The sequence below is a fragment of the Mycobacterium sp. P4_H6 genome, from assembly GCF_056400845.1.
Genome location: NZ_JBFUKN010000044.1, coordinates 1 through 20,218 on the forward strand (window position 1 = coordinate 1; position 20,218 = coordinate 20,218).

At 67.3% G+C, this 20,218-nt stretch carries 18 protein-coding genes; 7 read left to right on the forward strand and 11 right to left on the reverse strand.

All coding sequences use genetic code 11. The annotated features are described in order from the left end of the window. Positions 1-753 (reverse strand): metal-dependent hydrolase (locus AC1DTF_RS18620; RefSeq protein WP_477475124.1); only part of this gene is annotated, 753 nt, incomplete at its 3' end. A gap of 110 nt (positions 754-863) precedes the next feature. Here AC1DTF_RS18620 and AC1DTF_RS18625 point away from each other — a divergent pair. From AC1DTF_RS18625 to AC1DTF_RS18635, 3 genes are read left to right on the forward strand one after another with little or no spacing between them, the layout of a single operon-like run. Next, positions 864-1,421, forward strand: coding sequence for a hypothetical protein (locus AC1DTF_RS18625; protein WP_477475125.1), 558 nt, complete (start codon positions 864-866; stop codon positions 1,419-1,421). Further along, positions 1,418-2,578 carry a type III PLP-dependent enzyme gene (locus AC1DTF_RS18630; protein ID WP_477475126.1) on the forward strand — a complete coding sequence of 387 codons (1,161 nt, stop codon included), beginning with the start codon at positions 1,418-1,420 and terminating at the stop codon, positions 2,576-2,578. Before AC1DTF_RS18625 ends, AC1DTF_RS18630 begins: the two co-directional genes overlap by 4 nt. Before the next feature lie 23 nt (positions 2,579-2,601). Further along, positions 2,602-3,069, forward strand: a complete 468-nt coding sequence (locus AC1DTF_RS18635) for a cyclic nucleotide-binding domain-containing protein (protein WP_057167531.1) — start codon at positions 2,602-2,604, stop codon at positions 3,067-3,069. On the opposite strand, the gene AC1DTF_RS18640 is transcribed toward AC1DTF_RS18635, so the two are convergent. The 4 genes from AC1DTF_RS18640 to AC1DTF_RS18655 form a co-directional block, all read right to left on the reverse strand. Further along, on the reverse strand, positions 3,070-4,749 hold the full coding sequence (locus tag AC1DTF_RS18640) for an alpha-glucosidase (RefSeq protein ID WP_477475127.1): 1,680 nt from the start codon (positions 4,747-4,749) through the stop codon (positions 3,070-3,072). Further along, entirely contained in the window at positions 4,746-5,753 is a 1,008-nt protein-coding gene (locus AC1DTF_RS18645) for a glycosyltransferase family 4 protein (protein WP_477475128.1), read from the reverse strand. Before AC1DTF_RS18645 ends, AC1DTF_RS18640 begins: the two co-directional genes overlap by 4 nt. A gap of 39 nt (positions 5,754-5,792) precedes the next feature. Continuing rightward, entirely contained in the window at positions 5,793-8,636 is a 2,844-nt protein-coding gene (locus tag AC1DTF_RS18650) for an MMPL/RND family transporter (RefSeq protein WP_477475129.1), read from the reverse strand. Between the two features lie 103 nt (positions 8,637-8,739). Beyond that, positions 8,740-9,438, reverse strand: coding sequence for a proteasome protein (locus AC1DTF_RS18655; protein WP_477475130.1), 699 nt, complete (start codon positions 9,436-9,438; stop codon positions 8,740-8,742). 22 nt (positions 9,439-9,460) lie between these two features. Between AC1DTF_RS18655 and AC1DTF_RS18660 the strand changes: the two genes are divergently transcribed. Both AC1DTF_RS18660 and AC1DTF_RS18665 read left to right on the forward strand, forming a co-directional pair. Continuing rightward, positions 9,461-10,408: a DNA polymerase domain-containing protein gene (locus AC1DTF_RS18660; protein ID WP_477475131.1), complete on the forward strand. Its 948-nt coding sequence runs from the start codon at positions 9,461-9,463 to the stop codon at positions 10,406-10,408. Positions 10,409-10,474: 66 nt separating this feature from the next. Continuing rightward, positions 10,475-11,011: a hypothetical protein gene (locus tag AC1DTF_RS18665; protein ID WP_477475132.1), complete on the forward strand. Its 537-nt coding sequence runs from the start codon at positions 10,475-10,477 to the stop codon at positions 11,009-11,011. A gap of 344 nt (positions 11,012-11,355) precedes the next feature. Here AC1DTF_RS18665 and AC1DTF_RS18670 read toward each other — a convergent pair whose 3' ends face one another. Genes AC1DTF_RS18670 through AC1DTF_RS18680 form a run of 3 tightly spaced genes read right to left on the reverse strand, consistent with a single transcriptional unit; the run spans position 11,356 to position 13,702 of the window. Next, positions 11,356-11,943 (reverse strand): hypothetical protein, encoded by a 588-nt coding sequence (locus AC1DTF_RS18670; protein WP_477475133.1) that lies wholly within the window; start codon positions 11,941-11,943, stop codon positions 11,356-11,358. A 28-nt stretch (positions 11,944-11,971) separates the two neighbouring features. After that, positions 11,972-12,880 (reverse strand): alpha/beta fold hydrolase, encoded by a 909-nt coding sequence (locus AC1DTF_RS18675; protein ID WP_477475134.1) that lies wholly within the window; start codon positions 12,878-12,880, stop codon positions 11,972-11,974. Between the two features lie 51 nt (positions 12,881-12,931). Beyond that, a complete protein-coding gene (locus AC1DTF_RS18680; protein WP_477475135.1) occupies positions 12,932-13,702 on the reverse strand; it encodes an SDR family NAD(P)-dependent oxidoreductase in 771 nt (256 codons plus the stop codon). Between the two features lie 91 nt (positions 13,703-13,793). Here AC1DTF_RS18680 and AC1DTF_RS18685 point away from each other — a divergent pair, with 91 nt between their 5' ends. Then, on the forward strand, positions 13,794-14,360 hold the full coding sequence (locus tag AC1DTF_RS18685; RefSeq protein ID WP_477475136.1) for a dihydrofolate reductase family protein: 567 nt from the start codon (positions 13,794-13,796) through the stop codon (positions 14,358-14,360). A 58-nt stretch (positions 14,361-14,418) separates the two neighbouring features. Beyond that, complete coding sequence (locus AC1DTF_RS18690) at positions 14,419-16,617, forward strand: MMPL family transporter (protein ID WP_477475137.1); 2,199 nt, start codon at positions 14,419-14,421, stop codon at positions 16,615-16,617. Here AC1DTF_RS18690 and AC1DTF_RS18695 read toward each other — a convergent pair. Genes AC1DTF_RS18695 through AC1DTF_RS18705 form a run of 3 tightly spaced genes read right to left on the reverse strand, consistent with a single transcriptional unit; the run spans position 16,601 to position 19,943 of the window. Beyond that, positions 16,601-17,734, reverse strand: a complete 1,134-nt coding sequence (locus tag AC1DTF_RS18695) for an acyl-CoA dehydrogenase family protein (RefSeq protein WP_477475138.1) — start codon at positions 17,732-17,734, stop codon at positions 16,601-16,603. The two genes, AC1DTF_RS18690 and AC1DTF_RS18695, sit on opposite strands and share 17 nt — an antisense overlap. Before the next feature lie 17 nt (positions 17,735-17,751). Continuing rightward, positions 17,752-18,696, reverse strand: coding sequence for an NAD-dependent epimerase/dehydratase family protein (locus tag AC1DTF_RS18700; RefSeq protein WP_477475139.1), 945 nt, complete (start codon positions 18,694-18,696; stop codon positions 17,752-17,754). Further along, positions 18,693-19,943, reverse strand: coding sequence for an aminotransferase class I/II-fold pyridoxal phosphate-dependent enzyme (locus AC1DTF_RS18705; RefSeq protein WP_477475140.1), 1,251 nt, complete (start codon positions 19,941-19,943; stop codon positions 18,693-18,695). The genes AC1DTF_RS18700 and AC1DTF_RS18705 overlap by 4 nt, the downstream gene beginning before the upstream one ends. Positions 19,944-20,218: the final 275 nt, after the last annotated feature.

Genomic DNA, 20,218 nt, shown 5'->3' on the forward strand with positions numbered 1-20,218 from the left:
CTTACGCAGCTGCCACAGCAGCCGCGGGTAGCGCATGTTCGGCAGCGCCGGGTCCTGGTGCACCAGGTACTTGGTGCCGCGCAGCATCATGGCGAAGAAGACCGCGCTGACCATCACCCCGCCGAGGGCCTGCGCGACGTAGTCCATGCCGAAGTACTTGGCGACGTTGAACGAGACGTGCCGGTGCTCCACCTCTTCGGCCCCGTGCCAGCGGTACAGGTCGGTCAGCGTCGGATCAGCGCCGAGCTCGTCCCAGCGGTTGTTGAGCGCCCAGTGGCCCAGCACACCGGTGTAGTGCTCGGCGGCGCACAGGGCGTGGCAGCCCGACTCCAGCGCCTTGCGCCGCTTGGCCGGTTCGGCCTGATCGACCCGCCGTTCGTACTGGCCGGCCACCCACTCCAGTTGCCGGGTGAAGGGCGCCGGGTCGATGCCGTGCCGGCGCAGGTATTCCTGCAGCACGTTGTCGTGGGTGCGGGCGTGCACGTTCTCCTGGCCGATGAACCCGACGATTTCCTCCCGCAGATGCTCGTCGCGGACGTATACCAGCGAGTCGGACAGCAATTTGCTGAACCAGCGCTCGGCGACCGGGAGGAACAGGTTGAGCGCGGTGACGGAATGCGAGGCGTAGGGATCACCGGGAATCCAGTGCAGCGGGGCGTCTGACCAGTCGAATTGCACGTTGCGCGGCCGCAGGGCGACTTCTTCGGGTGCGAATTTGTCGGGGGCAGCACTCATGGCCCGGTCTTCGGTCATCCACCCATGATGCCCTGCGTCGGGGTTGCCCAAACAACCGTTGGCGAAGGACAGGTAGCCCACTACGCTACTGCGCTCCCCCGCGGTCGGAGAGCCTCAAGGTGAGCCCGGTGACCGGGCCGCGCGATCAGGGGGTCCCGATGGAGCAGGCCGAGCTCGACGTCCGACGAAGAGAGTTGCGCGCCAAGGCGATCGAATGGTTGCGACGCTATCTGCCGCTGGAGATCGCAGGCTGGATCGGCGAGCTCGGAGCGGCCGGCGTCGCGTACGCCTCGACCGGTTCGCTGGCCATCGCGGCGATCGCTGCCACCATCGGTTCGTCTATTGGCTATTACCTGCCCGCCTACGTCAACGCGTTCCGCTGGACGTGGCCCACGGTCCACGCCCGCTCCTGGGCCGGACGGGTGGTGCTGACGAACCTGCTGGCCGTGCGCAGCCTGACCATGGAATTCGGGATCGCCGAGGTCATCGACAGTGCGCTGGTCCGGCCCGGCCTCATCTTCGCCGCGCCGGTGCTGCTCGACCAGGTGCTGCTCGGCTGGATCGTCGGCGGCTTCCTGGCCGACGTGGTGTTCTACGTCTGCACCATCGTCAGCTACGAGAAGTTCAATCGCTGGCTGGCGCGGCGGCCCGAACCGGTCGCCATCCTGGAGCCGGTACTGCCATGACGCTGCTGCTCGATCCGCCGGACGAATCCACCCTCACCCGGATCCACCGCTTCCTGGCCGACACCGGACCGGCCACCCCGTGCCTGATCGTCGATCTCGACGCGGTGCGCCGCCGCTACCACGACATCCGCGCCGCGGTGCCCGCCACCGTGCACTACGCGGTGAAGGCCAACCCCGCACCGGAGATCGTGGAACTGCTTGTCGCGCAGGTCTCGTCGTTCGATGTGGCGAGCACCGTCGAGATCGACCTGTGCCTGCGCAGTGGGGCGAACCCGGACGCGCTGTCCTACGGCAACACCATCAAGAAGGCCCGCGATATCGCCTACGCGCACCGCGTCGGGGTGCGGACCTTCGTCTCCGACAGCGAGCCCGACCTGCGCGCCATCGCCGACCACGCGCCCGGCGCGCAGGTCCTGGTCCGGATCGCCGCGCATGGCGAGGGTTCGGCGCTGCCGTTCGGGCCGAAGTTCGGGTGCCGGCCCCCGCAGGCGGTGGCACTGCTGCGGCTGGCCCGCCGGCTGGGGCTGGTCCCGCGCGGGGTGGCGTTTCATCCCGGCTCCCAGCAACTGGACACCGGGGCCTGGGACGAACCCATCGCCGCGGCAGCCGCTATCGCCCGCACCCTGCGCGCCGACGGGATCGAGCTGAGCACCCTGGACATCGGCGGCGGGCTGCCGGCCACCTACCGCGACACCACACCCAGTCTGGCCGATTACGGCGACGCCATCACCGCGTCGATCAGCCGGCACTACGGGACCCGCGCGCCGCGGCTGATGATCGAGCCGGGCCGGGCCATGGTCGCCGACGCCGGCCTGATCCGCTCCGAGGTCGTGCTGGTGACGCCGCGCGACACCGACGGCGGACGGCGCTGGGTGTACCTGGACATCGGGAAGTTCGGTGGCCTGGCCGAGACGAGCGGCGAGGCCATCGCCTATGCGATGCGCACCGATGCCGACGGCGGCCCCGACGGCCCGGTGGCCATCGCCGGACCGACCTGTGACAGCGAGGACGTCCTCTATCACCGCACCGATTACCGGCTGCCGCTGTCGTTGCAGGCCGGGGATCAGGTCGATCTGCTGGCCGCGGGCGCCTACACGGCGAGCTATTCGGCGATCGAGTTCAACGGGTTCGCGCCGCTGCGCACCTACTGCATCTGAACACCCCACGAAAAGGATCCGACATGAACAGCTACAAGACCGCACGCGCTGCGGTACAGGCCCGGGACGCCGAACAGCAGATCGACGCCGTCCGGCTACGGGAATTCGACACCTTCGCGAAGTTCTCCGACGCGGACCTGCACCGCCTGGTCCACGCCGCGCACCGCACCTCGACCTCCGGTCCGTGGCCGCTGATCCTGGAGCAGACTCCCTCGGACTCCTGCTACATCCTGCTCAGCGGGGAGGCCGCGGTGTACATCGGCCGGGACCGGGTCGCGGTGGTGGGCCCGGGAGAGGTGATCGGCGAATCGGCGCTGCGGCGTGGGAGGCTGCGCAACGCGACGGTGACGACGATCGGCAAAGCCGAGGTGTTGCACATCGCGCGCGATGATCTCGATGTGCTGCTGCAACAGATTCCGGCGCTGCGGGAGACCATGGACGCGACGGTCGCCAAGCATGTGCCGGCGGCGGTCACCGAGGACCCGCACTAGTCAGGTGCGCGCGGCGTAGATCCGCGCGTCCCAGCCCTGCAGCTCCAGCGACGTCGAGCCGGCCGGCGTCCCCGGGAGATTGCCGAGCAGCAACTCGGCCGCCTCCCACTGCGGGCCGATGTCAACGGTGCGGGGTGCGCGGCCGCAGTTGGCGATCACCAGCAGCGTCGCGTCCCCGTCGGCACGGGTGTAGGCCCAGAGCTGCGGGTCGTCGGCGAACAGCGGAGTGAAGTCGCCGTCGGCCAGGACGGGCAGTTCGTGCCGCAGCCGGATCAGGGCCTGGTAATGCGAGAGCACGAAATCCGGTGCGCCTGTTTGTGCCTCGGCGTTCAGCCACAGGTGATTCGGGTTGACCGGTAGCCACGGCTGCCCGGCGCTGAAGCCGGCGTGCGCGCTCGCGTCCCACTGCATGGGGGTACGGGCGTTGTCGCGGCTCATCCGGGCCAGCCCAGCCAGCGCCGCCGCGGTGTCACCACCGAGTGCGACCACCTCGTTGTAATAGTTCACGGCTTCGAGGTCCCGATGATCCTGCGGGAACCGGAACGGGTAGTTCGTCATGCCGAGCTCTTCGCCCTGGTAGATGAACGGCGTGCCGCGCATTCCGTGCAGGATCGTGGCCAGCGCCTTGGCCGAGGCCGCCCAGTAGGCGGGGTCGTCATCGCCGAACCGGGACACCACCCGCGGCTGATCGTGGTTGTTCCAGTACAGGCTGTTCCAGCCCACGTCGGCCAGCGCGGCCTGCCAGCGGTGCATGGTGTCCTTGAGCACCACGAGGTCGAGCCCGCGGTAGTCGAACTTGCCGGTCGGGCTCTGGTCGATGGCCATGTGCTCGAACTGGAACACCATGTCCACCTCGCCGCGCGCGGGATCGGTGTACAGCCGGGCCTCATCGGTGGTCACGCCGGGCATCTCACCGACGGTGAGGTATTCGCCGTCCCGCCCGCCGAACACGGCGCGGTGCATCTCGGCGAGGTACTCGTGCACGTGTGGCCCGTCGGCGAACCCGTCGAAGGCGACGACGTGGCGCTGCAACGGCACCGGGCGGGCATCGGGCAGCCCGTCGACCTTGGAGATGAAGTTGATGACGTCCATCCGGAACCCGTCCACACCGCGGTCTAGCCACCAGATCATCATGTCCTGCACTGCTTTTCGAACCTCCGGGTTGTCCCAGTTCAGGTCCGGTTGCTTGCGGTCGAACAGGTGCAGGTAGAACTGCTCGGTGCCGGAATCCCAGGTCCAGGCCGGACCGGAGAAGAACGATCCCCAGTTGTTCGGTTCGCCGCCGTCGCGGGCGTCGCGCCAGATGTACCAGTCCCGCTTCGGGTTGTCGCGTGAAGACCGCGACTCGGTGAACCACGCGTGCTCGTCGGAGGTGTGATTGACCACCAGGTCCATCACCAATTTCATGCCGAGCGCGTGCACCTTCGCGATCAGCGTGTCGAGGTCGGCCAACGTCCCAAACAGCGGGTCCACATCGCGGTAATCGCTGATGTCGTAACCGTTGTCGGCCTGCGGGGAGCGGTAGATCGGCGACAACCAGATCACGTCCACGCCGAGCGCGGCGAGGTGATCGAGCCGTTGCAGGATGCCGCCCAGATCCCCGATGCCGTCGCCGTCGGAATCGGCGAAGCTGCGCGGATAGATCTGGTACACCACGGCAGATTTCCACCACGAAGTCATGCGCGGCTCCCGATCACGTTGCGGTACACGTCCACATACTTGTCGATCATCGCCGCAATGGTGAAGCGGCCCACGGTGAGCTCACGGATCTTCGGGCGGTCCAGCGCGGCGGCCGCATCGACGGCGGCCACCGCCGCGTCGAGATCGTCGACCAGATAACCGGTGACCCCGTGGTCGATCAGTTCGCTCATCGAACCCCGGTTGTGGGCGATCACCGGTGTGCCGCAGGCCATCGCCTCCACCACGCTGTAGCCGAATGGCTCGTCGAAGTCGATGAGGTGCAGCAGCGCGTGCGCACCGCCGAGCGCCTCGGCGCGCCCGGATGCGTCGACGGGACCGAGGTAGCGCACCGTCTCGCCGAGGTGCGGTGCCACCGCGTCGCGAAAGTAGTCCTCGTCCTGGATGATTCCGGCGATATCGAGGCGGCGTCCGCAGCGGCGGGCGACCTCGATGGCCCGCGCGGTGCCCTTGTCCGGGTGGATCCGCCCGAAGAACAACAGGTGCGCCCCGGGATCGGGGTGCACGGCGAACTGGTCGGTGTCGATGCCGTGGTGGATGGTGGCGGCGTAGCGCAGGGCGGGATGGCGGTCGGCATCACTGATGGAGACGTAGGCGCCGTGGCCGTTGTAGCGCTGGTAGACGGGAACGATGCGCTCCGAGGAGAATCCGTGGATCGTGGTGACCACCGGGGTGTCGACCAGATCGCTGTAGGTCAGTGGCAGGAAGTCGAATCCGTTGTGGATGACCTCGAATTCGCCGGCCCGTTCGAAGACCGACGCGATGTGCAGGCATTCGGCGACCTTGGCGTCGACCGTCTCGTCCTCGGACCAGCCGCAGGCCGCCGTCGACACCAGCTCGGCGGAGGTGATCGAGTCGGCGGTGGCGAACAGCGTGACCTCGTGCCCGGCCGCGACCAGACCCTCGGTGAGCAGTGACGCGAACTGTTCCCAGGGACCGTAGTGCCGCGGTGGTGTCCGCCAGGCGATCGGTGCCAGAACGGCCACTCGGATGGGATCGCGCTGGGAATTGTCGATCTGCCCAGCCTACGCGGGCACGTCGATTCCGCGTGCCGCCAGCCTGCGCGCCGACGCCTCGGTGCGGATCACCTGCGGCCACCAGAACCACTTGCCCAGCAGAGCGGCGATCGCCGGTGTCATGAAGGACCGCACCACCAGGGTGTCGAACAGCAGACCGAGGGCGATGGTGGTGCCGACCTGTGCCATCACCTTCAGATCGCTGAACGCGAAGGAGGCCATGGTGAACGCGAACACCAGTCCGGCGGAGGTGACCACGGATCCGGTGCCCGCCATGGCCCGGATGATGCCGGTCTTCAGTCCGCCGTCCAGTTCCTCCTTGAACCGGGACACCAGCAGCAGGTTGTAGTCCGAGCCCACCGCCAGCAGCAGGATCACCGACATGGGCAGCACCATCCAGTGCAGTTCCAGGCCGAGTATGTGCTGCCACAACAACACCGACATGCCGAAGGAGGCACCCAGGGACAGCAGCACGGTCCCGACGATCACCGCGGCCGCCACCAGCGCCCGGGTGATGAGCAGCATGATCACGAAAATCAGTGCGGCGGCGGCGATCCCGGCGATCAGCAGATCCCACTGCGCGCCGTCGTGCATGTCCTTGTAGGTGGCCGCGGTGCCGGCAAGGAAGATCTTGGAGCCCTCCAGCGGGGTGCCCTTGATGGCTTCCTTGGCGGCCGTCTTGATCGGATCGACGTGCGCGATGCCCTCGGGGGTGGCCGGGTCCCCGTCGTGACTGATGATGAACCGCACCGACTTTCCGTCGGGTGAGATGAAGTTTTCCATCCCGCGCTTGAAGTCCTCGTTCTCGAAGGCCTCCGGCGGCAGGTAGAAGGTGTCGTCATTGCGGGACGCGTCGAAGGCCTCCCCCATGGCCGTGCCGTTGTCCTGCATGGCCGAGCCCTGATCCTGCATGCCCTTCTGGGTTTGATACATCGTCAGCATGGAGTTCCGCATGTTCTCCATGACGCGGATGTTCTCCGGCATCAGCACGACCATCTGCGGCAGCAGGGTGTCCAGGCGCTGCAGGTCGGGCACCACCGCCTGGATGTCGGCGGTCAGGATGTCGATCCCGTCGAGGGTGTCGAAGACCGAGCGCATGGTCCAGCACACCGGGATGTCGTAGCAGTGCGGTTCCCAGTAGAAGTAGTTCCGGATGGGGCGCAGGAAGTCGTCGAAATCAGCGATGTGGTCCCGCATTTCGGCGATGTCGAGCGTCATGTCGGTGGTCTTCTGCACCATCGAGTGGGTGGTGGCGGCCATCTGCTCGGTGATGGACGACAGCTGCTGCATGGTCTCGATGTTGGATTGCATGTCGTCGGCCTGCTTGAGCATGTCGGCGAACTGGTCCTGGCGGTACTTCTCGTTCATCGTCTGGGTGGCGCCCTGCTGGCTGAGCATGAACGGGATCGTGGTGTGCTCGATGGGCTTGCCGTTGGGACGGGTGATGGTCTGCACCCGCGCGACGCCGGGAACCGCGAGAATGCTCTTGGCGATCTTGTTGATGACCAGGAAGTCGGCCGGGTTGCGCAGATCGCGGTCGCTTTCCACCATCAGCAGTTCGGGGTTCATCCGGGCCGCGCTGAAATGCCGTTCTGCGGCGTCGTATCCGACGTTGGCGGACAGATCGGCGGGCAGGTAGCGCCGCGCGTCGTAGTTCGTCTTATAGCCGGGCAGCGTCACCAATCCGATGATCGCCAGCGCCAGGCTGGCCACCAGGACGGGGCCGGGCCAGCGCACCACGGTGACGCCGATACGGCGCCAGCCCCGGGACCGGATGGCCCGTTTGGGTTCGAACCGGCCGAACCGGCTGCCGATGGTGATCACCGCGGGGCCCAGCGTCAGCGCCGCGATCACCGCGACCAGGGTGCCGATCGCACACGGCACCCCCATGGTCTGGAAGTACGGCAGCCGGGTGAACGACAGGCACAGCATGGCGCCGGCGATGGTCAGCCCGGAGCCCAGCACGACATGCGCGGTGCCGCCGAACATGCTGAAGTACGCGGTTTCCCGGTCCTCCCCGGCGCCGCGGGCCTCCTGATAGCGGCCGACGGCGAAGATCGCGTAGTCCGTGCCCGCCGCGATGATCATCAACGTCAACAGGTTCACCGCGAAGGTGGACAGCCCGATGACCCCGGCACTGGCCAGGAAGGCGACGACGCCGCGGGCGGCCCCGAGTTCGACGAACACCATCAGCAGGATCAGCAGCGTGGTGCCGATGGAGCGGTACACGATCAGCAGCATCAGCAGGATGACGCCGAGGGTGATCATGGTGACCTTGGCGATGCTCTTGTCGCCGGCGTGGTGCTGATCGGAGATCAGCGGGGCGCCACCGGTGACGAACACCTGCAGCCCGGGCGGCGGCGGGGTCTGCGCGACGATGTCGCGGACCGCCTGCACCGATTCGTTGGCCAGCGTCTCGCCCTGGTTGCCGTGCAGGTAGAGCTGGACGTAGGCGGATTTCCCGTCGGCGCTCTGCGCGCCGGCCGCGGTCAGGGTGTCGCCCCAGAAGTCGGCGACGTGCTGGATGTGGGCGGGGTCGGCCTCGAACTTGTCGATCAGGCCGTCGTAGTAGTGGTGCGCCTCGTCGCCGAGGGGCTGATCGCCTTCCAGCACCACCATGGCGTTGCTGTCGGAGTCGAACTCGTCGAAGTTGGCGCCGATGCGTTTCATCGAGATCATCGCCGGCGCATTGTGGGCGCTCAGCCCGACGGTGTTCGCCTCGCCGACCTCTTCCAGCGACGGGACCAGCACGTTGGTCGCCACGGTCAGCGCCAGCCAGGCCAGCACGATGGGTACCGAAAGCACTCGGATGAGATGCGCGATCTTCGAGCGATCGGCTTTGGTGGCGTTCACGTTGTGGCCCGTCAGAAGTTACAGAATCTGTATCGGGCGTAATTTACGTAGCTAATTTAACAATTGCCAACCCACAGAGTGAATTGACAGCAACTTCACAGACTCAGGCGAAGAGGCCGTCCAGCGCCTGCTGTTCGAGCTTCACCCAGCGGGCCACGTCCTTGCGGACCGCGTCGACCTGTTTGGGCGTCAGGTGCTGAGCGCCCTCCTCGGGGGTGATGCGGCACAGATCCATCGGCCCCCCGACGCTCGACGACGAGGCGTCCAGCGCGTCGAGCACCCGCAGGGCGGCGACCACGCCGTAGTCGACATCGCGTTCGGGCATCCGGAAATGGGTGAGCAGCGCGTGCGCCTGCTGCGCCATCGCCGCGCCGCTGCCGACCGCCTGGAAGCCGGTCTCCTCGTGATGGCCGAGCAGCGCGTTGGGGTCGAGATCGATGATGAACGGCTCATCCCCCACATAACCGGCGGCCAGAACGAAGGTCGCCGGCGTGCCGGCCTTGTCCTGCCCGGGCACGCTGGAGATGAAGTTCTCGTAGTGGTGTTCCAGGATCGGCCGGACCCGCGCCTGGATGGCGCGCCCGATGTCCTTGGCCTCGACGATGGCGTCGGCTTCCTCGGTGAAGATCTGCTCGACGTCGTAGAGCACCGCACGCGAGCCGCTGCCACCCCAGGCCGCGGACGTACCCAGCGGATGCAGCTTCTGCGCGGGATAGGTCAGGCCGCGGCCCGGATCGGTGATCTGGGAATCCGAGGCCAACACGATCCCGTTGGCGCACCGCATGGCGAGGACGACGGTCATCCCACGATCCTATGGTGGAGCCATGACCGCGGACGAGCAGCGAGCCGGCGTCGAGCTGACCAACCTGGACCAGCCGCTCGGCCCGGACGCCGGGGCCACCAAGCGCGACCTGGTCGACTACCTGGACGCGGTCGCCGACCGGATCCTGCCCGGGCTGGCGGGCCGGCCGCTGACGGTGCTGCGGGTGCTGCGCGGGCGGGCGCCGTTCATGCAGAAGAACGTGCCCAAGTACACCCCGGACTGGGTGAAGACGGTGCCGATCTGGGCCGAGGCATCGCACCGCGAGATCCACTACGCGCTGTGCGATGACCGGCGCACCCTGCTGTGGCTGGCCAATCAGCGTGCCGTCGAATACCACCCGGCGCTCGGCCTGGCCGACAACATCTACGCACCGACCCATCTGATCCTGGACCTCGACCCGCCCGACGCCGAGGACTTCGCCGCGGTGGTGGCGGTGGCCGAGTTGGTGCGCCAGGCGCTGGCCGACACCGGGCTGGCGGGTGCGGTGAAGACCAGTGGGTCGCGCGGGGTGCACATCTTCGTGCCGGTCGAGGCTCCCGGCGATGACGTGGCGGCGGCGACCCGGGCGTTGGCGGCGCGCGCCGAGGCGCTCGATCCGTCCATTGCGACAACGGCTTTCATCGTCGAGGACCGCGCAGGCAAGGTGTTCGTGGAYGCCACCCGCTCCGGCGGGGCGACGGTGGCCGCCGTCTACAGCCCACGGCTGCGTCCCGGTACACCGGTGTCGTTCCCGCTGTCCTGGTCTGAGCTGTCGGAGGTGCGGCCGTCGGATTTCACCGTGCACACCGCGCTGGGCCGCCTGGGCGACGGTGATCCGTGGGCCGAGCAGATGCCGGCACCGCAGCGGCTGCCCGACGATCTGATCGAACAGGGCCGCAGCATCCCGGTCGCAAGGGTCGCCGCCATGCACGAGGGCAAACGACGCGCCAAGGCGCGCCGCGAGAGCTGAGCCGTTTTGCGCACGCCCGGCGAGTTACCGCACTTCGTCATCCGAACGTCGTACCGTCGAAGCACTATGGCGAACAACGGACCCGGCGACAACTACTCCGACGACGACCCCACCCAGTACGCCGCGAACTACAGCGACTACACCCAGCCGTACGAAACGGCCGATCCCTACGCCGCCGGCGGCGAACCACCCGAGCCGCCGCAGCCCTGGTACCGCAAACCCGCGGCGCTGGTGGTCATCGGCGCGATCGCGGCCCTGGTGCTGGTCGGCGCGATCTGGGGCATCATCAGCGCGCTGAGCGGTGATTCCTCGGAGTCCACCACCACGACGACGTCGTCGACCACGTCGTCGTCGGAGGCCGCGACCACGTCCGCGGTGGCGCCGGTGCCGACCGAAACGGTGACGGCCACCCCCGAGACCACCACGACCACCGAGCCGACGACCACGACGACGACCACCACCCCGTCGACGACAACCACCACGACCACGACGACCACCACGCCGAGCACCTCGGTCAGCACGAGCACCAGCACGGTCACCGAAACCCAGACCGAGACGCAGACCGTGACCCCGGAGGCGCCGCCGGCCGAGGGCGCGGGCTAAGGGTTCGCCGAACGTCGACGTGTCGGCGCTCTCAGGCGAGATCTTCGACGACACGTCGACGTTGAGCGTCAGGAACTTCACGCTTGAGGTTCGGTTCGGTCACGAGCGGCCCGGGTCCGGACCTCCGGTGGTTGGATCGGGCGGTGGCAACGTTCGCGCTCGTCGTCGGGGTCGCCATCGTCGCCGCGATCGGTGGCTACCTGGTGGGGCGGCCGAGCCAACGGCGCTCACGCCGGGTGTTCATCGCGGGCTTCCTGTGCGGCTCGGTCACCGGAACGGTGCTACGCGGTCGGCACCGACGACTGGCACATCGAGCGATGCGCCGGGTGCTTCCGCAGACGTTCTCAGATCCCCGGCGGCGCAGTCGCTCCCGGACCCACAAGATCGGCTTCGCTGTTCGATGAGGTGCGGCGCCACCGCCCGTACAACGGCAACTCGCGCAACGACTCCCATGACCACCGTCGGGCCAGAAACCTGATGACCGTCCGCACGTAGCGGCTGGTCTCGGAGTACCACCGCCACTCGTAGAGGCGCCCGCCCGCCAATCGCTGTGCGAGCGCCTCGGATTCGACACCCTGCAGATAGGGCCGGACCCACGTCACCATCACCCAGGCCTGCCCGGCGTYGGCAAGCGCGAACGTCCACTCGATCGGGGCGTCCCCGGCGGCCATGGTGTGCCTGGGAGCGGGCGGGGCAGGCCCGTCCGCCCCGAACAGGTGGACCGTGACGTTGTGGAAGACGCCGGGACCGCCCACCTCGAAACGCAGCCGGTAGTGGTCGCCGTCGCGGGTCGCCGAGAACGCCACCAACCCGCCGACGGCGACGTAGCGGGAGAACACCAGCGCGCTGCCGATCATGAGGATTCGGCGTGCCGCGAGCAGCACCGTGAATGTCGCGACGGTCAGCGCGACGACGCTCCACATGAGATCCACGTGCACAGCGTGTCAGAACAAGAGGCGATTACCGGGCAGCGCCGATGAACTCGACGCCGGCGTTGATCGCGGCGCGGTGCCGCAGGATCCGGTAATGCGCCAACCGGCCCAACCCGCGGGTGGTCACCAACTCCGCACCCGGCCAGGAGCCGATGAATTCCGCACTAAAGCGATAGGGCGCGTCGGGGTCGTCGGGGTCGTGGATGACCAGCAGCGGTGTCGGGGACGCGAGTTTGGCCCCGATGAAACCGAGATCGGTTTCGTGGAGCGGCATCTCGATGCGCTGGGCGAGTCGACGATGCAGGCCGTCGCGAACCCGCGGCCCGAACCCATGTCGCTCGGCGAACATGTCGAGGTAGAAATCGAAGTCACCCATCGGCGCCAGGAAAACCAGGCGCTCGATCTCGGCGCCGTCGGTCAGCGCCAGCGCGGCGGCCTTGGCGCCCAAAGAGTGCGCGACGATGGCGCGGGCCGGGCCGTGGGTGCGGATGAATGCGCTGACGGCTTCGGCGCATTCGACCAGATGGGTGCGTCCCGCCGCCAGCACACCGGCGTCGGAGTCGTTGTGCGCCGGCAGGTCGAACGCGATGACGCGGTGCCCGGCAGCGACGAGCGGTTTGACGAAGACGCCCAGGTGCGCGCGGCAACCGCCCCAGCCGTGCACCAGGTACACCACCGGTCCCTGCCCCCAGGCCTCCCCCGCGACCCGGTGGCCGGACCAGTACGCCTCGACGGGCTCGCTCGGCGGAACCCCCGGCGGCATGCGCAGACTGGCGTCCACCACCGGCGGAGTGCACCACAGCTCGGTGGCCCAGCGGGCGCCGATGGCGGGAGCGAATCGTTCCAGCAGCCCGAGCGCCTTGCGAATGCGGGGGTGGACGGGTGGCTCGATTCCGGAGCCGGACTCACTGTCGGATTGCGCGCTGTCGCCGACCATCACGTGTTCCCTCGCCCCATGGCGCCGATCCTATTGGGGCCTTGTTGCTCGCTACTGCGCGAGGTAGCCCCCGTCGACCGGCAACACCGCACCGGTGATGAAGGACGCGTCATCGGACGCCAGGAAGACGATGGCTTTGGCGACCTCCGCCGGTTCGCCGAGGCGGCCCATCGGATGCATGCGCTCGATGGACTCCAGATACTCCGCGCCACCCGGCTGGTCCGGAATCCGCTTGACCGCGTCGGTTCGGATCGTGCCGGGGGCCACGGCGTTGACTCTGATCCCCCGGTCAGCCCACTCGACCGCCAGGTGCTTGGTCAAACCCGTGGCGACGAACTTGGCGGGCCCGTACGCCGCCTGCCGTTTCTGGCCGGCCAGCCCGGAGATCGAGGACAGGCAGACGATGGACCCACCACCGGTCGCCAGCATGGCCTCGATGGCGAACTTGCAGGTGAGGAACATGCCGCGCCCGTCGACGGCCATCACCTCGTCCCACGCGGCGACCGTCACCTCGGAGGCATCCCCGAGCGGGATGATCCCGGCGTTGGCGACGAGCACGTCGAGTCGACCGTACCGTCCGGACGCCTCGATCATCCGCCGGGCGTCGTCCTCCACCGAGACGTCGCCGATGACCGTCTCGACCTCCGCTCCCGCCTCCCGCAGTTCGGCGGCCAGTGCCATCAGCGGCTCGCGCTGAATGTCGGTCACCACCAACCGCGCGCCCTCGTGGGCGAAGAGCACGGCGGTCGCGCGCCCGATGCCGAATGCGGCCCCGGTGATCACCGCGGACTTTGCGAGCAGACGTCCTGGTCCCTGGGTCACGGCGTCATCGTGTCACCCCAGTTCGACGGCGTCGCCATTTTCGGGATCGCGGTAGTCGATGAGATCTGCCTGCCGGCGCAGTCTGATCTGCATGGGCACACTCATCTATGGCTTCACCGTGTCGGTGGACGGCTACATCGCCGACGCACAGGGCAGCATCGACTGGTCCGATCCGAGCGAAGAGCTGCATCAGTACTGGAACGACTTCGAGCGCGAGACCGCGTGCGCGTTCTACGGACGGCGGCTCTACGACCTGATGTCCGCGTACTGGCCGACCGCCGACGAGGACCCGGACGCCACCCCGATGATCGTCGACTTCGCGCAGATCTGGCGAGATATGCCCAAGGTGGTGTTTTCCAGCACGCTGGAGTCCGTCGACTGGAACTCGCGTCTGGAACGCGGCGACCCCGTCGAGGTGGTGACGAAGCTGAAAGCCGAAACCGACGGCCAGCTAGAGGTGGCCGGTGCCACGCTGGCCGCACCGATCGTGCAAGCGGGCCTGGTCGATGAGTTCCGGCTGGTGGTCGCGCCCACCGCCGTGGGTGGCGGCACCCCGTTCTTCCCGACGCTGCCGTCGTGGATCTCTCTGCAGCTGCTGGAGAATCGCACGTTCCCGAACGGCACGGTCCTGCTGCGTTACGCGGCGAAAAACGACTGATCGCGGTGACACAGCAAACCACGCTGCCCATCAAGGTCATCCCGTAACGTCGCACAGCGTGCTTTCGAAGCTGGCCCGCGTGGTCATCGCAGCCCCCAGACGAGTGCTGCTCGTCGTCGGGCTCCTGACCATCCTCGCCGGCGTGTTCGGCGCCACCGTGACCGAACATCTCGGTTCCGCCGGGTTCCAGGACCCGGGCTCGGAATCCGCCCGCGGGACGAAGGTGCTGACCGAGACGTTCGGTCAGGGCGACATGGACGTCACCTTCGTAGTGCGAGGTACGGGCGCCGTGCTCGACCGGGCGACCGCAGACGCGGGCCGCAGGCTTGTCGATGAGATCCGTGCTGCCCCCAACGTCAACGGAGTCGTCTCCCCCTGGGACGGCTCCCCCGCCGGTCGCAGCCTGATCAGTGCCGACGGCCGAACCGCGGTGGTGATCGCGCAGATCTCCGGCGGCGAGAACGACGCACCCACACACGGCAAGGAGGTCGCCGACCTCGTCACCGGTGAGCGTGACGGGCTCACCGTGCTGGCCGGCGGCACCGCGATCGTCTCCGCGGAGATCAACGAGCAGTCCGAAAAGGACCTGCTCATCGCCGAAGCCATCGCGCTGCCGCTGTCGCTCATCGTCCTCATCTGGGTGTTCGGCGGTGTGTTCGCCGCGCTGCTGCCGCTCGTCGTGGGGGGCATGGCCATCGTCGGTACGCTCGGGATGCTGCGAGGGATAACCCTTTTCGCCGATGTTTCGATCTTCGCGCTCGACCTCACCACCGCCATGGGGCTGGCTCTCGCAATCGATTACACCCTGCTGCTCATCAGCCGCTACCGCGAGGAATACCAACGCGTCGGCGATCGCGATGAGGCGCTGCGCCTGGCGATGGCGAAAGCCGGTCGCACCATCCTGTTCTCGGCGTGCACGGTGTTCCTCGCCGTCGGCGCGCTCGCGGTGTTCCCGATGTACTTCCTGCGTTCCATGGCGTACGCGGGCTGCGGGGTGGTGGCGCTGGCCGGTCTGTACGCCGTCATCGTGGCGCCGGCGGTGATCGCACTGCTGGGCGACCGGATCGAAAAGTTCAACATCCGCACGAAGTTCGGGCGCGACACCACCCAACCGGACATCACCCAGAGCGTGCTCTACCGGACCACCACATTCGTCACCCGCCACGCGGTCCCGTGCGCGCTCGTGGTGATCGCGCTGCTGCTGATTCTCGGCGCCCCATTCCTCAATGCACGCTTCGGACTCCCCGATGATCGGGTGCTGCCGACCAGTGCGCAGTCCCGGCAGGTGGGCGACACGTTGCGTGCCGAGTTCCCCGGCAATGCCGCGGCGGCCACCTCGATCGTCATCCCCGATGCGCAGAGGCTGACCGAGGACGACATCGCCGACTACGCCGCCGCGCTGTCGAACGTTCCCGGTGCGGTCGCGGTGTCCGCACCGGGCGGCTCCTACGTCGACGGCCGCGTCGCCGGGCCGCCCCTGCTGCCGACCGCGGCGAAGGACGGAAGCCTATGGCTCTCAGTCGCGATCGAGCACCCGTCGTCGGACTCATTGTCGCGGGAAGAACTCGACCGGCTGCGTGCGGTCCCCGTGCCGCAGAGTGCCGAGGCGCTGTTCACCGGCGCCAATGAACTCAACCAGGATTCGGTGGACGAGATCGTCCGGCTGCTGCCCGTGGTGCTCCTGCTCATCGCGGCCACGACGTTTGTGCTGATCTTCCTGCTCACGGGCAGCCTGCTGCTTCCGGTAAAGGCGTTGGTACTCAATACGTTGTCGCTGTCGGCGACGCTCGGCGCGTTGGTGTGGGTGTTCCAGGAGGGACACCTGGGCGGTCTGGGCACCACACCCACCGGCACGCTGGTCGCCGATGTGCTGGTGTTCCTGTTCGCGACGGCGTTCGGTTTGTCCATGGACTACGAGGTGTTCCTGCTGTCCCGGATCCGGGAGCACTGGCTCGCGTCGGCCCAGCGCAAGGAGGACAACGACGAGGCGGTGGCACTCGGCATTGCCGGCGCGGGCCGGGTCATCACCGCGGCCGCAGTGCTGATGGTGATCGTCTTCGCGGCGCTGTCCAGCGGCGACGTCGCGTTCATGCGGATGATCGGAGTCGGCCTGGCGCTCGCCGTCGTGGTCGACGCGACGTTGGTGCGCATGGTGTTGGTACCCGCCGTCATGAAGCTTGCGGGACGCTGGAACTGGTGGGCTCCGGCGCCACTGGCCAAGCTGCACGCCAAGGTGGGGTTCAGCGAGTCAGGTTGATCTCCCCGGCCAGCTCGTGGTCGAGCAGGAAGGTACCGGCTTCGCGCAGGTTCGGCGGGTGGAACGAATAGGCCGAGATACACGAGGCCAGATAGGCGATCTCGGGGTCGGTGGCGAAGGCCACCCCGCCCACCTTCGCCACCATTCGGGCCACGGCCGACTGCAGGTGGTCGCGGAATCCCAGCCGGATCCACAGCAGATCGGCGAAGAGGTCGTCGCTGCGATCACCGGTGTCGTAACGCTCGGCGATCATCCGCAATGCGCGCCACACCCCCTCGACGGGCGAGAACAATTCGACGAAGTCTGCCGGGGTGAAGTCCTCGCGGTCGGCGAGTTTGAGCGCGAGCCGGGTCGCGGCGCCGACATAGCCGGCCGTGATGATCAACCCGAACAGGACGTAGCCAGACTTCTCGTTGCGGCCGTCGGGATCCTCGACGTCGCTGACCATCATCAACTCGTTGGGCACGAAGACGTCTTCGAAGACCACCGCGTGGGTCTGCGCGCCGGACAGCGGTGCACTGGTCCACAGCGGGGTGACGCTGAGCCCTGGGCTGCCGTTGAAGATCACGGTGATGGCCCGCTGTTTGGTGTCATCGAGCAGCACGCTGGCCATCACGCAGTCCATGCTGTCGGCCAGACTGCACGGTTTCTTGCTCCCGGTGAGGGTGTAACCGCCGTCGGCCGGGGTGGCCTCCATCGTCGGGCGGAAGACGCTGCCGTCGATCTTGCCCTCGGAAAAGCCGGAGGCGAAGACGGTGCGATTCTCGATGAGCGACTTGATCAGCCCGACGGTCTCCTCGTCGGTCGATTCTGCGAAGTCGGCCAGCCCAGCGACCGAGAGGTAATGCATGGTGGTCGCCGCGGCGAGCGACGGACTGAGGTAGCCGATACCGCGTTGCAGCTCAAGGGTTTCCACACAGGTCGCCCCCAGCCCGCCGAGTTCCTTCGGCGCGGTCAGCCGTGGCCCGTTGTGCTCCTTCCACAGTGCGACGACGTTCGTCGCGGGATCTTCGGCAACCATCAGACCGAGTTCGTGCAGCTTGTCGGCGAGTTCGGGGAGGTGGCGACGGACGGCCGCCACGTGCGACAGCCTCGATTCCAGTCCGGTGCGGTCCATCGGAAGTCCTTCCTGGTTCAGGTACGAAAGATGTAGCGCTGTAGCGCTTCTGCGGAACTGGATGACGGTTCCCACGCTGTCGTGGAGCGGAGCAGCCCAGAGTCCAGCAGCGGGTCGCCACGCGTCACCCAATGCCCGGAGAAGGGCGCGAGATGGAGCCGGAACAGCAGATCGGCACCCAGTTTCAACGGCCCCAACGGGCCGGCAACCAGCCGCGCACCGGTCATCGCACTGATCTCCCGCACGCTGGTGTGGTCCGTGGGGGCGATGTTGAAGATGCCCGTCAGCTGCTGGGAGAGGATGGTGGCGTAGGCATCGACGAGGTCTGTATCCCAGAGGAATTGATAGGAGGAGCGCGACGGGTTGGGGTAGACGATCGTCTTGGCCAGGAACGCTTGCAGCCCCGAGTTGTCAAAATGCTCGCCGACGATGTAGCAGGGTCGCGCGACGGCCAGTTTCGTGCCACCGGGAGCGCCGTGTGTCCAGTACCAGTTGGCCAGATGCTCCAGCAGCGCCTTGTGATAGAAGTAGTAGTGGTCGGGATTCCGGTCACCGGCCGGATAAGTGTTCTCCGGCAATTGTTTTCCGGTACCACAGGCCGCGACGCCGAGCGCGTTCGCGCTGGAGGTCAGAATGAGGTGGCCGACGCCCACCCGGTTCGCCTCCTCGAGCAACGCCTGCGTCGCCACCACGTTGACCGTGTAGGCCAGGCGTTTGTCCCGGGGCTCTTCCACGCAGTAGGCGAGGTGGATGAGCGCGTCGTAGCCCGCGATCGGATCGAGGTCGACGTGGCCGCTCAGGTCGAGGTAGGCTTCGCGAACTTTCGGATGCTCACAGTCGGTCTGTCGACGACCCAGGACGGTGACCTCCTCGATATCCTCTTTGCGCACAGCCCAATTCAGGATGGCGCGGCCGAAGTCTCCGGTCGCGCCGGTGATGGCGAGGCGGAGGCCCCCGGTCACGCAGCCGCCAAAGCCCAGGACAGCTCCTTGTTGAGCACGTCAGCACAACGCATGACTTCGTCTTCGCTGAGTTCCGATGTCATGCAGACCCGCAGTATCGGCTCCCCCACCGGCACTGCCGGGTAGATCGCCGGTGTGACGAAAACACCGGAATCCCGAAGTTGGTTCCAACTCAGGACGGTGCGTAGCTCGTCGAACAGTCGGATGGGAATGATCGGTGACCAGTCGGGGCTGTGGTCGTCGGGCTGATGCAGCGCGACGTCCAGCGGCGCGAGCGCCTTCCGCATGAGTCGCGAGTTGCGCTCCAGCCGGCTGCGCCGTTCCCTGCCCTCGTCGCTGCGGATGATCTTGACTGCAGCGGAAGCAGCCGCCATCGCGGCCGGTGTCGCCGATGTGCTGAACCAGAAGGACCGCGCGCTCAGCCGGATCTCGTCGATGAAATCGCGCGATGCGGCGATGAATCCACCGAGACCACCGATCGCCTTCGACAACGAGCCCATCACGATGTCGACCTGTTGGGCGACGCCGTTCCGCTGTGTCAGGCCGCCCCCGGAGGGTCCGAACACACCGATACCGTGCGCTTCGTCGACCATCAGCAGCGCACCCGCACCGTTACAGACATCGATGATTCGCTCGAGCGGAGCCGTCGAGCCTTCCATCGAGTACAGCGAGTCGACGATGACCAGAATCCGCCGATATCGCATCCCCCCGTGGCTGCGCAGAACCGCCGCCAGCGACTCGGCGTCATTGTGCTCGAACTTGGCTTCCACGGCCCGGCTCAGTCGTACCCCGTCGCGGATCGAGGCGTGGGCCAACGAGTCCACCACGGCCAGGCAGTCGTCGCCGAGCAGCGCCTGAATGGTGCCGACGTTGGTCTGGTAACCGGTGGTGAAGACAAGCGCTTCCTCATGCCCCAGCCATTCGGCGATCTGCCGTTCGAGGGCGACATGCAGGCTGTACGTCCCGTTGAGCAGACGGCTGCCGGTCGTCCCGACCCCGAATTCCTCCGTCGCGGCGACCGCCGCGGCGACCACGTCGGGATGCGTCGACAAGCCGATATAGGAGTTCGACCCGAGCAGCACACACTCCTTGCCATGGACACCGACCATCGGCGTATCGACGGAGTCGATCTGCTGGAAGAACGGGCTCTGTCCGGTCGCCGAGAAGTGACGTAGCAGCTCGATCCGCTGTCCCACGTCCTTCGCGATATCGCCGGTCTCAGCGAATTCCACCGGGTCCTGATCCATGGTGCACCCCTCCTGTCTGTCAGCGACGGACGCTGATGGGCGTTCATGAGAATCACGCCACCCAAGGGATTCGAGTTCAACCACGCCGCGGATTGCCGGGAGCGCCACAAATCTGAACTGGCTTGCACTGGCGGGATGACGGGTCTGACTCCCCTGCGCCTACGTCCAGCGTCGACTTGTTGTCGAAGAAAGTCGAGAAGTTCGACAAAAAGTCGACGCCGGGCGCACAAGCGGGCAAAAGAAAAGGCCGCAGGTCGTGTGACCTGCGGCCTCCC

Excerpts from the sequence above, each read along its gene's own strand:
- AC1DTF_RS18630 (WP_477475126.1), top strand. The coding sequence starts at position 1,418 with ATGACGCTGCTGCTCGATCCGCCGGACGAATCCACCCTCACCCGGATC.
- AC1DTF_RS18635 (WP_057167531.1), top strand. The coding sequence starts at position 2,602 with ATGAACAGCTACAAGACCGCACGCGCTGCGGTACAGGCCCGGGACGCC.
- AC1DTF_RS18640 (WP_477475127.1), bottom strand. The coding sequence starts at position 4,749 with ATGACTTCGTGGTGGAAATCTGCCGTGGTGTACCAGATCTATCCGCGC.
- AC1DTF_RS18655 (WP_477475130.1), bottom strand. The coding sequence starts at position 9,438 with ATGACCGTCGTCCTCGCCATGCGGTGCGCCAACGGGATCGTGTTGGCC.
- AC1DTF_RS18665 (WP_477475132.1), top strand. The coding sequence starts at position 10,475 with ATGGCGAACAACGGACCCGGCGACAACTACTCCGACGACGACCCCACC.
- AC1DTF_RS18675 (WP_477475134.1), bottom strand. The coding sequence starts at position 12,880 with ATGGTCGGCGACAGCGCGCAATCCGACAGTGAGTCCGGCTCCGGAATC.
- AC1DTF_RS18685 (WP_477475136.1), top strand. The coding sequence starts at position 13,794 with ATGGGCACACTCATCTATGGCTTCACCGTGTCGGTGGACGGCTACATC.
- AC1DTF_RS18695 (WP_477475138.1), bottom strand. The coding sequence starts at position 17,734 with ATGGACCGCACCGGACTGGAATCGAGGCTGTCGCACGTGGCGGCCGTC.
- AC1DTF_RS18705 (WP_477475140.1), bottom strand. The coding sequence starts at position 19,943 with ATGGATCAGGACCCGGTGGAATTCGCTGAGACCGGCGATATCGCGAAG.